At 59.0% G+C, this 14,245-nt stretch carries 12 protein-coding genes and 1 pseudogene; 3 read left to right on the top strand and 10 right to left on the bottom strand.

The features are described from left to right. The first annotated feature begins 162 nt into the window (after window positions 1-162). Window positions 163-804 (top strand): annotated as a pseudogene (locus KGB07_RS09275) (HD domain-containing protein). A 142-nt stretch (window positions 805-946) separates the two neighbouring features. Here the strand turns inward: KGB07_RS09275 and KGB07_RS09270 are convergent. From KGB07_RS09270 to KGB07_RS09240, 7 genes are all read right to left on the bottom strand, one after another. After that, window positions 947-1,837, bottom strand: coding sequence for an ABC transporter permease subunit (locus tag KGB07_RS09270; RefSeq protein ID WP_046039121.1), 891 nt, complete (start codon window positions 1,835-1,837; stop codon window positions 947-949). Further along, window positions 1,834-2,715 carry an ABC transporter permease subunit gene (locus tag KGB07_RS09265; RefSeq protein WP_223465362.1) on the bottom strand — a complete coding sequence of 294 codons (882 nt, stop codon included), beginning with the start codon at window positions 2,713-2,715 and terminating at the stop codon, window positions 1,834-1,836. The genes KGB07_RS09270 and KGB07_RS09265 overlap by 4 nt, the downstream gene beginning before the upstream one ends. A 35-nt stretch (window positions 2,716-2,750) precedes the next feature. Next, complete coding sequence (locus KGB07_RS09260) at window positions 2,751-3,893, bottom strand: ABC transporter ATP-binding protein (RefSeq protein WP_046039118.1); 1,143 nt, start codon at window positions 3,891-3,893, stop codon at window positions 2,751-2,753. A gap of 73 nt (window positions 3,894-3,966) precedes the next feature. After that, a complete protein-coding gene (locus tag KGB07_RS09255) occupies window positions 3,967-5,064 on the bottom strand; it encodes a polyamine ABC transporter substrate-binding protein (protein WP_046039116.1) in 1,098 nt (365 codons plus the stop codon). A 188-nt stretch (window positions 5,065-5,252) separates the two neighbouring features. After that, the gene (locus KGB07_RS09250) at window positions 5,253-6,365 is read right to left on the bottom strand and encodes a polyamine ABC transporter substrate-binding protein (RefSeq protein WP_046039115.1); all 1,113 of its coding nucleotides are present in this window, start codon (window positions 6,363-6,365) and stop codon (window positions 5,253-5,255) included. Between the two features lie 188 nt (window positions 6,366-6,553). Beyond that, window positions 6,554-7,918, bottom strand: coding sequence for an aspartate aminotransferase family protein (locus KGB07_RS09245; protein WP_046039114.1), 1,365 nt, complete (start codon window positions 7,916-7,918; stop codon window positions 6,554-6,556). A gap of 59 nt (window positions 7,919-7,977) precedes the next feature. Continuing rightward, complete coding sequence (locus KGB07_RS09240) at window positions 7,978-9,336, bottom strand: glutamine synthetase family protein (protein ID WP_046039112.1); 1,359 nt, start codon at window positions 9,334-9,336, stop codon at window positions 7,978-7,980. A gap of 667 nt (window positions 9,337-10,003) precedes the next feature. Here KGB07_RS09240 and KGB07_RS09235 point away from each other — a divergent pair. Both KGB07_RS09235 and KGB07_RS09230 read left to right on the top strand, forming a co-directional pair. Next, window positions 10,004-11,380, top strand: coding sequence for a glutamine synthetase family protein (locus KGB07_RS09235; protein ID WP_046039110.1), 1,377 nt, complete (start codon window positions 10,004-10,006; stop codon window positions 11,378-11,380). A gap of 267 nt (window positions 11,381-11,647) precedes the next feature. Next, entirely contained in the window at window positions 11,648-12,286 is a 639-nt protein-coding gene (locus KGB07_RS09230; RefSeq protein ID WP_046039109.1) for a TetR/AcrR family transcriptional regulator, read from the top strand. Between the two features lie 118 nt (window positions 12,287-12,404). On the opposite strand, the gene KGB07_RS09225 is transcribed toward KGB07_RS09230, so the two are convergent. Genes KGB07_RS09225 through ssuC form a run of 3 tightly spaced genes read right to left on the bottom strand, consistent with a single transcriptional unit; the run spans window position 12,405 to window position 14,239 of the window. Then, window positions 12,405-12,620 (bottom strand): molybdopterin-binding protein, encoded by a 216-nt coding sequence (locus tag KGB07_RS09225; protein WP_007967989.1) that lies wholly within the window; start codon window positions 12,618-12,620, stop codon window positions 12,405-12,407. A 33-nt stretch (window positions 12,621-12,653) separates the two neighbouring features. Beyond that, complete coding sequence (ssuB, locus tag KGB07_RS09220; protein WP_046039105.1) at window positions 12,654-13,460, bottom strand: aliphatic sulfonates ABC transporter ATP-binding protein; 807 nt, start codon at window positions 13,458-13,460, stop codon at window positions 12,654-12,656. Continuing rightward, window positions 13,457-14,239 (bottom strand): aliphatic sulfonate ABC transporter permease SsuC, encoded by a 783-nt coding sequence (gene ssuC / locus KGB07_RS09215; protein ID WP_223465247.1) that lies wholly within the window; start codon window positions 14,237-14,239, stop codon window positions 13,457-13,459. Before ssuC ends, ssuB begins: the two co-directional genes overlap by 4 nt. Window positions 14,240-14,245: the final 6 nt, after the last annotated feature.

Genomic DNA, 14,245 nt, shown 5'->3' with positions numbered 1-14,245 from the left:
ACAGTAAACTCACTAACCCGGTTCAACCCTAGCCAATCCACACGCAACAAGCGAGGTTGGCGCGATATGCACGCTCATTGGCCGGGATCGCAGCCATGGATCGATTGTCCGGTTTCGGGGGCCGGAACAGACTGAAACCCTCATCACGAAGAGGAAAACTCCATGAGCAGCACCATCGCCGGCATCCAGATCCCCGACAGCGCACTGGCCAAGGCCACCACCGAATACATTCGTGACATCGAGTCCGACCTGCTCTACCACCACTAGCGCCGGGTCTTCCTGTTCGGCGCACTGAGCGGTGAGCGCAAGCAACTGGCCTACAACCCGGAGTTGTTGTACGTCGGCGCGATGTTCCATGACCTGGGCCTGGTGCAAGGTCATCGCAGCGACAACGAGCGCTTCGAAGTCGATGGTGCAAACGCGGCAGCGGCGTTCCTCAAGCCCTACGGGTTGAGCGATGACGACATCGAACAGGTCTGGCTATCGATTGCCCTGCACACCACGCCGGGCGTGCCTCAGCACTTGCGGCCCACCGTGGCGCTGGTCACGGCTGGCGTCGAGATGGACGTGCTGGGCATGGACTACGCGGCGTTTTCCAGCGTGCAGCGCGAAGCGGTGGTGCATGCGCATCCACGGGGCGAGGGATTCAAGGAGTGCATCATCTGCGCGTTTGCCGACGGCTTGCGCCATCGTCCGCAGACCACGTTCGGCAATGTGAAAACCGATGTGCTGGTTGATCAGGAGCCGGGGTTCAAGCCGATGAACTTCGTCGAGGTCATCCGCAAATCCCCTTGGGTTGCATAAAACCAATGTAGGAGCGAGCCTGCTCGCGATAGCGGTGTGTCAGGCAACAATTAAGTCGACTGACATTCCGTCATCGCGAGCAGGCTCGCTCCTACATTTTGGACTTGGGTTGAACTCGATAATGAGGTCAATCCGGCATTGCTCAAGCCGCTTCCGGTGCCTGCGCGCGACGCACGTCCGGTTGCTTCCACGAGTCGGCTGCTGCTTCCTCGATCGCCTGCTGGATCGCACGACGACGGCTTTCTTCGGCGCGACGACTGAAGAACCAGACCATGAAGGTCACGATCGACACTGCCAACAGGATCAGGCTGGCCACGGCGTTGATCTCGGGCTTCACGCCCAGACGCACCGCCGAGAACACTTCCATCGGCAGGGTCGTTGAACCCGGGCCCGACACGAAGCTCGCCAACACCAGGTCATCCAGCGACAACGCGAAGGACATCATGCCGCCCGCCGCCAGCGATGGCGCAATCATCGGGATGGTGATCAGGAAGAACACCTTCCACGGCCGTGCACCGAGGTCCATGGCCGCCTCTTCGATGGACAGGTCCAGCTCGCGCAAGCGCGCCGAGACCACCACCGCCACATAGGCCGCACAGAACGTGGTGTGGGCGATCCAGATGGTGACGATACCGCGTTCCTGCGGCCAGCCGATCATCTGCGCCATGGCCACGAACAGCAGCAACAGCGACAGACCGGTGATCACCTCAGGCATCACCAACGGCGCAGTCACCAGGCCACCGAACAGGGTACGGCCCTTGAAGCGGGTAATGCGCGTCAGGACGAACGCCGCCAGTGTACCCAGCGCCACCGCCGCCACCGCCGTGTAGCAGGCGATTTCGAGCGAACGCACCACCGAGCCCATCAGCTGGGTGTTGTCGAGCAGGCCGACGTACCACTTGATCGACCAACCACCCCACACCGTCACCAGCTTGGAGGCATTGAACGAGTAGATCACCAGGATCAGCATCGGCAGGTAGATGAACAACAGACCCAGTACCAGCATCAGGCTGGAGAAACGGAAGCGCTTCATTCTCTACCCTCCATTTCCTTGGCCTGACTGCGGTTGAACAGGATGATCGGCACAATCAGGATCGCCAGCATCACCACCGCCAGGGCAGACGCCACCGGCCAGTCACGGTTGTTAAAGAACTCTTGCCAGAGCACTTTACCGATCATCAGGGTTTCCGGACCGCCGAGCAGTTCCGGGATCACGAACTCGCCCACCACCGGGATGAACACCAGCATGCAACCGGCGATAATGCCGTTTTTCGACAGCGGCACGGTGATTTTCCAGAAGCTGTTGAACGTGCTCGAACCCAGGTCCGATGCAGCCTCCAACAGGCTATGGTCGTGTTTCACCAGGTTGGCGTACAGCGGCAGAATCATGAACGGCAGGTAGGAATAAACCACGCCGATGTAGACCGCCAGGTTGGTGTTGAGGATCTGCAGCGGTTCGTCGATCCAGCCCATGCTCATCAGGAAACCGTTGAGCAGGCCGTTGTTGCTGAGGATGCCCATCCACGCGTAAACGCGGATCAGGATCGCGGTCCAGGTCGGCATCATGATCAGCAGCACCAGCACCGTCTGCACTTCCTTGCGGGCAACGGAGATACCGTAGGCCATCGGGTAGCCGATCAGCAGGCAAAGGATGGTGCTGAAAAGCGCCATCTTCAACGAGCCGAGATAAGCGGCGATGTACAACTCGTCACCGGCCAGCATCGCGTAGTTGCCCAGGTTAAGCAGCAACTGCAGCTTCTGCTCGGCGTAGCTGTAGATTTCGGTATAGGGCGGAATGGCCACGTCCGCTTCGGCGAAGCTGATCTTCAGAACGATGAAGAACGGCAGCATGAAGAACAGGAACAGCCAGATGAAGGGAACCCCGATGACCATTTGACGGCCACCGGGAATTATTCGATTGAGACGGCGTTTGAGTTTGCGCATGTTCATGAGCGAAGTACCACGCCGCTATCGTCTTCCCAGTACACGTAGACCTGATCACCCCAGGTCGGACGCTGCCCGCGGCGCTCAGCGTTGGCCACGAACGACTGCACCAGCTTGCCGCTTGGCAGTTCGACGTAGAACACCGAGTGCCCGCCCAGGTAGGCGATGTCATGCACCTTGCCGCTGGACCAGTTGTACTGACAGGTCGGCATGTCGGCGGTGACCAGCAGTTTTTCCGGACGGATCGCGTAGGTGACCGACTTGTCCTGCACCGAAGTGCTGATGCCGTGGCCGACGTAGATCTGGCGATCCAGGTCTTTGCAGGTAATGATCGCGTGGCCTTCGGCGTCGTCGATCACTTCGCCTTCGAAGATGTTCACGTTACCGATGAATTCGCAGACCAGGCGACTGGTCGGGGTTTCGTAGATGTCGATCGGGCTGCCGATCTGGGCGATCCAGCCCAGGTGCATGATCGCGATGCGCTCGGCCATGGTCATGGCCTCTTCCTGGTCGTGGGTCACCATGACGCAGGTCACGCCGACGCGCTCGATGATCTCCACCAGCTCCAGCTGCATTTGCGAACGCAGCTTCTTGTCCAGTGCACCCATCGGTTCGTCGAGTAGCAGCAGCTTCGGACGCTTGGCCAGGGAACGGGCCAAGGCCACACGCTGACGCTGACCACCGGACAACTGATGCGGCTTGCGCTTGGCGTACTGGCTCATCTGTACCAGCTTGAGCATGTCGGCCACGCGGGCGTCGACTTCAGCGGCCGGGATCTTGTCCTGCTTGAGGCCGAAGGCGATGTTCTGCGCCACGGTCATGTGCGGGAACAAGGCGTAGGACTGGAACATCATGTTGATCGGCCGCTCGTAGGGCGGCATGTCAGTGATGTCTACGCCATCGAGGAAAATGCGTCCCTCCGTGGGCCGTTCGAAACCTGCGAGCATGCGCAGCAAAGTGGATTTGCCCGATCCCGAACCGCCGAGCAGGGCGAAAATTTCGCCTTTCTTGATTTCCAGGGACACATCGTCCACGGCAATCGTCTCGTCGAACTTCTTCGTGACCCGGTCGATTTTGACCAGCACCTGTTTAGGTTGCTGGTCGCCCTCGAGGGCTTTCTTATAGGCGCCGGAGGCAACTGCCATTTACGAAACTCCCAGAAAAAAAGAGTGCAGTTCGCTCAAGGTGAGCCAACCTTGGATAGTTTGAGCCTTGAAGCTATTTACCCGACTTGACCTTGGTCCAGCTGCGGGTCATCAAACGTTGAATATTCGGTGGTAACTCGACCGACACGTAGGTCTTGTCGAGCACCTCTTGCGGTGGATAGACCGCTTCGTCGGTGCGAATGGACTGTTCCATCAGTTTGTCCGACCCCGGGTTGGGGTTGGCATAGCCGACGTAATCACTGACCTGGGCAATTACCTCAGGCTTCAGCAAATAGTTGATGAAGGCGTGGGCCTGCTTGACGTTGGCCGAGTCCTTCGGAATCGCCAGCATGTCGAACCAGAGCGCGCCGCCCTCTTTCGGAATCGAGTAGGCGATGTTCACGCCTTTCTTGGCTTCTTCGGCGCGGTGCTTGGCCTGGAAGATGTCGCCGGAGAAACCGATCGCCACGCAGATGTCGCCGTTGGCCAGATCCGCGATGTACTTGGAGGAGTGGAAGTAGGTCACATAAGGCCGCACTGCGAGCAACTTATCTTCGGCCTTTTTGTAATCTTCAGGGTTGGTGCTGTTGGCATTCAGGCCCATGTAGTTGAGCACTGTCGGCATCATTTCATCGGCGGAATCGAGGAACGCGACGCCACAGCTGTGCAGTTTCTTGATGTTTTCCGGCTCGAACAAAACGCCCCAGGAGTCGATCTTGTCGACGCCCAGCACAGCCTTGACCTTGTCGACGTTGTAACCGATGCCGTTGGTGCCCCACAGGTACGGCACGGCGTACAGGTTGCCCGGATCGTTCTGCTCAAGGCGCTTGAGCAGCACCGGGTCGAGGTTCGAATAGTTCGGCAGCTGCGACTTGTCGAGCTTCTGGAATGCCCCGGCCTTGATCTGTTTGCCGAGGAAGTGGTTCGACGGCACGACCACGTCGTAGCCGGTACGCCCGGCCAGCAATTTACCTTCCAGGGTTTCGTTGGAATCGAAGACGTCATAAACCGGCTTGATACCGGTCTCTTTCTGGAAATCGGCCAGGGTGGTCTCGCCGATGTAGTCCGACCAGTTATAAATATGCACAGTACCGGCGGCCTGGACACTGACAGCAATCGTCAGCCCGGCACCCACCAGCATGGCATTGCGCAACAAAGAAAAAATAGGCAAGTGGAGGTCCTCTGAAATTAGTTGGGCCCAAGTTGCCCCGCGCTACATGACAACCGTGGTTGCCCGGCAACAAAACCGGCGCGCAACTTACCCTCGAAAAACCGTTCCAGCAAAACTTTCTGTCATTTAATTACACCTGTTGTCGCCACCGCGCGGGTGGCGACAACAGGTTGTTGAATCAAACCGGCTTATTTACCGGATTTGATCTTGGTCCAGCTGCGGGTCATGATCCGCTGGGTCGCGGCCGGCAAGTCGGCAATTGCGTACAGCTTGGCCAACACGTCCGCAGGTGGGTAAACGCCCGGGTCGCTGGTGATGTCTTTATCCACCAGTGGAGTGGCAGCCGCGTTACCGTTCGGGAAACGCACGGCGTTGGTGATTTCAGCCATGATTTCCGGCTTCTGCAGGAAGGTCATGAACTTGTAGGCGCCTTCGACGTTTTCGGCATCTTTAGGGATGGCGACCATGTCGTAGAAGCTGCCTGCACCTTCTTTCGGAATGTTGTAGCTGACTTTCACCTTGTCACCGGCTTCAGCAGCACGGGACTTGGCCTGGTAAATGTCACCCGAGTAACCCACGGCCACGCAGATGTTGCCGTTTGCGAGGTCGGAGATGTACTTGGACGAGTGGAAGTAGGCGATCGAAGGACGGACCTTCATGATCAGCGCTTCAGCCTTGTCGATGTCTTCTTTCTTCTGGCTGTCGGTTGGCAGGCCCAGATAGTGCAACGCCACCGGAATCATCTCGGTTGGCGAGTCCAGCAGGCTGATACCGCACGATTTCAACTTGGCGGCGTTTTCAGGCTTGAAGATCAGGTCCCAGGAATCGACCGGTGCGTCGGCACCCAGTGCAGCCTTGACCTTCTCGGCGTTGAAGCCGATACCGATCGAACCCCACATGTACGGGAAGGCGTGCTCGTTGCCCGGGTCGCTCACGGAAACAGCCTTGAGCAGGTCGGTGTTCAGGTTTTTCCAGTTAGGCAGCTTGGACTTGTCCAGCTTCTGGTAGACGCCGGCCTTGATCTGCTTGGCCAGGAAGTTGTTCGACGGTACAACGATGTCGTAACCGGACTTGCCAGCCAGCAACTTGGCTTCCAGGGTTTCGTTGCTGTCGAAGACGTCATAGACAACCTTGATGCCCGACTCGTCTTCAAACTTCTTGACGGTGTCCGGTGCGATGTAGTCGGACCAGTTGTACACGTGCAGTACTTTGTCATCGGCCTGAACCGCGCCCGCCATCAAACCCATCACGGACATGGCAAGCAGAGTCTTGCCAGCGAGCTTTTTACCTAGTGCCTTCATGCGTAATGCTCCAAATTTTTCTTTTTTGAACCACTTGTTCAGCGACCGAACCCGGGCAACTGGAACCGCGGCTAGTCTGGCAAGATCCACATCGGTCTTTCAAGGAAACGGCCATGCTTTCTGACAGTTCTGAGCGAAAGTTCCTACTACATATGTAGAACTTTGGACTTCCGCTCAGAGCCTAGCACTTAGCCCTGCAATGCACTCAGGGTCAGGTCAAGACACTTGCGAGCCTTGGTCACCAGCTCATCGATTTCCGCCGGTGTAATCACCAGTGGCGGAGCGATGATCATGGTGTCGCCGACGGCGCGCATGATCAGGCCGTTATCGAAGCAGAACTGGCGGCAGATCATGCCGACGCCCTTGCCTTCGTAACGCTTGCGCGTGGCCTTGTCCTGGACCAGTTCGATGGCCCCCAACAGACCCACCCCACGAACTTCACCCACCAGCGGGTGATCGTTCAGTTCCCGCAGACGCTTTTGCAAATACGGTGCCGTTTCTGACTTCACGCGCTCGACAATTTTTTCGTCGCGCAGGATACGGATGTTTTCCAGCCCCACAGCCGCCGCCACCGGGTGCCCGGAGTAGGTGAAACCGTGGTTGAAGTCGCCGCCTTCGTTGAGCACGTCCACCACTTCATCACGCACGATCAGGCCGCCCATCGGGATGTAGCCCGAGGTCAGGCCCTTGGCGATGGTCATCATGTCGGGCTTGAGGTCGTAGAAATCGGCACCGAACCACTCACCGGTACGTCCGAAACCGCAAATCACTTCGTCAGCCACGAACAGGATGTCGTACTTGGCGAGGATTTCCTTGATGCGCGGCCAGTAGGTCTCTGGCGGAATGATCACGCCACCGGCACCCTGGATCGGCTCGGCAATAAAGGCGCCGACGTTGTCGACGCCGACTTCCAGAATCTTTTCTTCCAGCTGATTGGCCGCCCATATACCGAATTCTTCCGGGGTCATGTCGCCGCCTTCGGCGAACCAGTACGGCTGGGCAATGTGAACGATGCCCGGGATCGGCAAGTCGCCCTGTTCGTGCATGTACGTCATGCCACCCAGGCTCGCGCCGGCCACGGTGGAACCGTGATAGCCGTTCTTGCGGCTGATGATGACTTTCTTGTTCGGCTGGCCCTTGATCGCCCAGTAGTGACGAACCATACGCAGCATGGTGTCGTTGCCTTCGGAGCCGGAACCGGTGAAGAACACATGGTTCATGCCTTGCGGCGCGATGTCGGCGATGGCCTTGGCCAGCTCCAGTACCGGCGGGTGCGCGGTCTGGAAGAACAGGTTGTAGTACGGTAGTTCGCGCATCTGTTTGCTGGCGGCATCGGCCAGTTCATCGCGACCATAACCAATCGCTACACACCACAGGCCGGCCATGCCGTCGAGGATCTTGTTGCCTTCGCTGTCCCAGAGATAAACACCCTTGGCGTTGGTGATGATCCGCGGGCCTTTCTCTTTCAGCTGCTTGAAGTCGCTGAACGGAGCCAGGTGGTGATCATTGCTCAGGGTTTGCCATTCACGGGTTTGCGGATTGTTGCTGGTCATACGAATCTCCTAAAAAAATCAGGTGAAGGCGCCGCCAGACAGCGGCGACGCCCGGCGTATCAGACGGCAAAGAGCAGGAATTCCCTTTCCCACGAACTGATCACGCGCTTGAAGTTTTCATGCTCGGCCCGCTTGACCGCGACGTAGCCAGTGATGAAATTTTTGCCCAGGTACCGCTCGACGGTTGCGCTGTTTTCCATGCGTTCCAGCGCGTCTTCGATGGTCAGCGGCAGGCGCAGGTTGCGGCGTTCATAGCCACGTCCCACCACCGGCGCGCTCGGGTTCAGGCCTTCGACCATGCCGATGTAACCGCAGAGCAGGCTCGCGGCAATCGCCAGGTACGGGTTGGCATCGGCGCCCGGCAGGCGGTTTTCCACCCGACGGTTTTGCGGCCCCGCATCCGGCACCCGCAGGCCCACGGTGCGGTTCTCTTCGCCCCACTCCACGTTCACCGGCGCCGAGGTGTCCGGCAGGAAGCGGCGGAACGAGTTGACGTTGGGTGCGAACAGCGGCAACAGCTCGGGAATGAGTTTCTGCAGGCCACCGATGTGGTGCAGGAACAGCTGGCTCATGGTCCCGTCTTCATTAGAGAAGATGTTCTTGCCGGTCTCGATGTCGATGATGCTCTGGTGCAAGTGCATGGCACTGCCCGGCTCGCCGGTCATCGGCTTGGCCATGAAGGTCGCAGCGACGTTGTGCTTGAGCGCGGCCTCGCGCATGGTGCGCTTGAACACCAGGATCTGGTCGGCCAGGGACAGGGCATCACCGTGACGGAAGTTGATTTCCATCTGCGCCGTGCCGTCCTCGTGGATCAGCGTATCGAGGTCCAGGTCCTGCAGTTCACACCAGTCGTAGACGTCTTCGAACAGCGGATCGAATTCGTTCGCCGCTTCAATGGAGAACGACTGACGACCGGTTTCCGGGCGACCGGAGCGGCCGATCGGCGGCTGCAACGGGTAGTCCGGGTCGTCACTGCGCTTGGTCAGGTAAAACTCCATTTCCGGCGCCACGATCGGCTGCCAGCCTTTGTCGGTATAGAGTTTCAGGACTTTCTTGAGCACGTTGCGCGGCGACAACTCGATCGGGTTGCCTTGCTTGTCGTAGGTATCGTGGATGACGATGGCGGTCGGCTCGATGGCCCACGGCACCAGGTACACCGCGCTCTGGTCGGGGCGGCAGATCATGTCGATGTCGGCCGGGTCGAGCAGTTCGTAATAGATGTCGTCTTCGACGTAATCGCCGGTCACTGTCTGCAACAGCACGCTTTCTGGCAGACGCATGCCTTTTTCGGCGATGAATTTGTTGGTCGGCGAAATCTTGCCCCGGGTAATCCCGGTCAAGTCGGCGATCATGCATTCGACTTCTGTGATCTTGTGGTTTTTCAACCAATCGGTGAGCTGGTCGAGGTTGTTACTCATAAATGCCTCTAGGCTTGAGTTGTCCGACCCTTTTAAGGTCAGGCGTTGTTTGACGCATCGGCGTCGCGTTGTAGAGCGTTTGCGCGGCAGATTATCGTGCTTGCCGACACGGCTGCAGAGGCCGGGCGTGCAGAATCGCGAGCGGTGCCCTGAACGATGGTCAGGCCGCTATTGTGAATCGGTTCTATATTGAATGGAGTAACCGTAATGGGGGTGCCATCGCGACCGTCCAGAATATCGGACGGGGACGGTCGAACCGTCACGGATGGGAGGATCACCAGAACCGCTGAGGCCACGGAACGGACGGACGTGTCATCACTGATGTGATTAACATGCCGACCGACCTGTCTTGAGCAGTCGGTGACGCCGATTATCGGCAGGCGAGACATGAAGCACCCCGGTATTATTGCTGTTATGGGTTTGATTCGAGCTTAGCCTTGTTCATTTTTTTACACAACACCCCCGTAAAAAATACAACACGGCCCGCTCAAGCCTGCGGGCGCCATAGAGGTCAAGGGCATAAAAACGCCCCAAAGTGCCTCAAAAAAGCCACACGGGCGCTTTTTTAGGGCAAAAAAGGCCTCGCTTGACTTCGGCATGCCGTTCGGGTTGACTGGAATCTGAAAAGATCAATGATTGATATTTTTAACAACAAAGGTGTTGCATCATGTCGGTACCCCCGCGTGCCGTTCAGCTTAACGAAGCGAACGCGTTCCTTAAGGAACATCCTGAGGTTCTGTACGTTGACCTTCTGATTGCGGATATGAATGGTGTGGTGCGCGGCAAGCGCATTGAACGCACCAGCCTCCACAAGGTTTACGAGAAAGGCATCAACCTGCCGGCCTCTTTATTTGCTCTGGATATCAATGGCTCGACGGTGGAAAGCACCGGCCTGGGCCTGGACATCGGTGATGCTGACCGAATCTGCTATCCAATCCCCGATACCCTATGCAATGAGCCATGGCAGAAGCGCCCGACCGCGCAACTGCTGATGACCATGCACGAACTCGAAGGCGAGCCATTCTTCGCCGACCCGCGTGAAGTGCTGGCCAATGTGGTACGCAAGTTCGACGAAATGGGCCTGACCATCTGCGCCGCGTTCGAACTGGAGTTCTACCTGATCGACCAGGAGAACGTGAACGGTCGTCCGCAACCACCTCGCTCGCCGGTTTCCGGCAAACGTCCGCACTCGACTCAGGTCTACCTGATCGACGACCTCGACGAATACGTCGACTGCCTCCAGGACATTCTGGAAGGTGCAAAAGAGCAAGGTATTCCGGCCGACGCCATCGTCAAGGAAAGTGCCCCGGCGCAGTTCGAAGTGAACCTGCACCACGTGGCTGACCCGATCAAGGCCTGCGACTACGCGGTCCTGCTCAAGCGCCTGATCAAGAACATCGCCTACGACCATGAAATGGACACCACCTTCATGGCCAAGCCTTACCCAGGCCAGGCGGGTAATGGTCTGCACGTGCACATCTCGATTCTCGACAAAGACGGCAAGAACATTTTTGCCAGTGAGGATCCCGAGCAGAACGCCGCACTGCGTCACGCGATCGGCGGTGTGCTCGAGACCCTACCGGCGCAGATGGCCTTCCTCTGCCCGAACGTCAACTCCTACCGTCGTTTCGGCGCACAGTTCTACGTGCCGAACTCGCCGTGCTGGGGCCTGGATAACCGCACGGTGGCGATTCGCGTTCCGACCGGTTCCTCCGACGCCGTGCGCATCGAGCATCGTGTAGCCGGCGCCGATGCCAACCCGTACCTGCTGATGGCTTCGGTCCTGGCAGGGGTGCACCACGGTCTGACCAATCAGATCGAGCCTGGCGCCCCAGTGGAAGGCAACAGCTACGAGCAGAACGAGCAGAGCCTGCCGAACAACCTGCGCGATGCACTGCGCGAGCTGGACGACAGCGAAGTCATGGCCAAGTACATCGATCCGAAATACATCGATATCTTCGTGGCCTGTAAAGAGAGCGAGCTGGAGGAGTTCGAACACTCCATCTCCGACCTCGAGTACAACTGGTACCTGCATACCGTGTAAGCGGTTGCAGTAGTGAAGAAACGCCGCCGGCCTCATAGCCTGCGGCGTTTTTTTATGGCCAACATCAATCCCTGTGGCGAGGGAGCTTGCTCCCGCTGGAGGCCGAAGGACTCCCTCTAATCCGCGAGACGGTTCTATCAGGTGCACCGCATTTACCGGTTTTAGGGCCGCTTCGCGACCCAGCGCGAGCAAGCTCCCTCGCCACAGGGGGATATGGAACATCTGCCCGCTCTGCGTACAATGCCCGCTGCCCCGCAGGAGACTCCAATGACACGCGTAGCCACCCCCCGCAAACCCCGCGCAACCAGCCAGGCCCGGATCGATTCGATACTCGATGCGGCCCGCACGCTGTTGGCCGCCGAGGGCGTGGCCAGTCTGTCGATCTACAGCGTCGCCGAGCGCGCGGAGATTCCGCCCTCCTCGGTCTACCACTTCTTCGCCAGCGTGCCGGCGTTGCTTGAAGCCTTGACCGCTGACGTCCACGCGGCCTTCCGCGCCTGCCTGCAAGCCCCCATCGATCACCTCGCCTTGGATGGCTGGCGCGATCTGTCGCGACTGGTGGAACAACGCATGCTCGACATCTACGCCGAGGACGCCGCGGCCCGCCAACTCATTCTGGCCCAGCATGGTCTGACCGAAGTCACCCAAGCCGACCGCCAGCACGACATCGAGCTGGGCGACCTGATGCACAAGCTGTTCGACCATCACTTCGAGCTGCCGACATTGCCGAGTGATGTCGATGTGTTCGCCCTGGCCATGGAACTGGGCGACCGGGTGTATGCGCGCTCGGTGCAGCAGCACGGGCAGATTACGCCGCGCATGGCAGAGGAAGGGATGCGGGTGTTTGATGCTTATGTGGGGTTGTATTTGCCACCGTATTTGCCCAAGCGCAGCATTCCATCCTGATTTCTTGATTGGCCTACTGGCCTGCTCGCGAAGGCGGCACCACCGATCTCAATGAATCACACGCACAAAAAACCCCGAAGGGCTCAAACCCTTCGGGGTTGTTGTTTACGCATTCGCCTTACAACTTGGCGATCGACACCTCGGTGGATTTCACAAACGCGATCACTTCACTGCCCACCGCCAGCTCCAGCTCTTTCACCGAGCGCGTGGTGATCACTGAGGTGACGATGCCGGACGCGGTCTGCACGTCGATTTCCGACAGCACGTCGCCCAGGACGATTTCCTTGATGGAGCCTTTGAACTGGTTGCGAACGTTGATGGCCTTGATAGTCATGATGTTGATTCCTGTCGTTGGGTAAGACTTGAGTTATTGAGCCCAGCGCAATTGCGTAGGCAAGGGTGAAACAGGTTCCGGTTCCGGTGGTTGGCCGGGCAGCGCCAGCACGCGATTGAGGACTTCGGTTTCCAGCGCCGCCAGCCGATGGGAACCGCGCACCCGAGGGCGCGGCAGTTCCACGTGCAGGTCGAGGCCGACTTCGCCGTCTTCGATCAGGATCACCCGATCGGCAATCGCCACGGCTTCACTGACGTCATGGGTCACCAGCAACACCGTGAAACCGTGCTGTTGCCAGAGCCGTTCGATCAGTTGCTGCATTTCAATTCGGGTCAGGGCATCCAGCGCCCCCAAGGGTTCATCGAGCAACAACAGGCGCGGCTGATGAATCAACGCACGGGCCAATGCCACGCGTTGCTTCTGTCCACCGGACAGCGCAGCCGGCCACTCGTGGGCGCGATCGGCCAGGCCCACCGCTTCCAAGGCTTCAAGCGCTTGCGGCCGCCAGTTGCCCTTAAGGCCCAGACCGACGTTGTCGATGATCTTTTTCCAGGGCAGCAAACGCGCTTCCTGGAACATCAGCCGCGTGTCCTCCCGCGCATCACTCAATGGCGCGGCACCGGCGAGCAACTCACCGCCAGTTGGTTGATCGAGGCCTGCGAGCAAGCGCAGCAAGGTACTTTTGCCGCAGCCACTGCGACCGACCACAGCGACAAACTGGCCCGCCGGAATGTGCAGGTCGATCTCGCGCAGCACCTGCCGCGAGCCGAAGGTTTTTTGCAGCTTGCGCACCGCCAGCGGAATGCCGCGCAGCAGGCGTGGAGGTTGCTCGGCGATCATGCTGCACCTCCCTTGGCAACCTGATAGGCCGGGTGCCAGCGCAGCCACACTCGTTCAAGTCCACAGGCCGCGAGGTCGGCCAGTTTGCCGAGCACCGCGTACAACAGAATCGCCAGCACCACCACGTCAGTCTGCAAAAACTCTCGGGCATTCATTGCCAGGTAGCCGATGCCGGAACTCGCGGAAATGGTTTCCGCCACAATCAACGTCAGCCACATGAAGCCCAGCGCGAAGCGCACGCCGACCAGTATCGAAGGCAGCGCCCCCGGCAGAATCACCTGCCAGAACAGGCTGAAACCGCTCAGTCCATAGCTGCGCGCCATCTCCACCAACGCCGGGTCGACGTTGCGGATGCCGTGATAGGTGTTGAGGTAGATCGGGAACAAGGTGCCCAGCGCCACCAGGAAAATCTTCGCCGACTCGTCGATGCCGAACCACAGGATCACCAGTGGAATCAGCGCCAGGTGCGGCACGTTGCGGATCATCTGCACCGAACTGTCGAGCAGGCGTTCGCCCCACTTCGACAGGCCGGTGATGAAGCCAAGGGTCAGGCCAATGCCACCACCGATGGTGAAGCCCAGCGCGGCGCGCCAGCCACTGATCGCCAGGTGCGTCCAGATTTCGCCGCTACGCACCAGGCTCACACCGGCCTCGATGACGGCGATGGGGGCCGGCAGGATCCTTGTCGACAACCAACCCGCCGACACACTCAACTGCCATACCGCCAACAGCAACACCGGCAACGCCCAGGGCGCCAGGCTGTGGATGAATTTGTTCATGGCGCG

This window comes from Pseudomonas sp. GL-RE-26 (assembly GCF_019956275.1).
In the GTDB taxonomy this organism is placed as follows: domain Bacteria; phylum Pseudomonadota; class Gammaproteobacteria; order Pseudomonadales; family Pseudomonadaceae; genus Aquipseudomonas; species Aquipseudomonas grandcourensis.
Note: the sequence above shows the minus strand (reverse complement) of the source record. Positions and strands in the feature narration are given on the sequence as shown.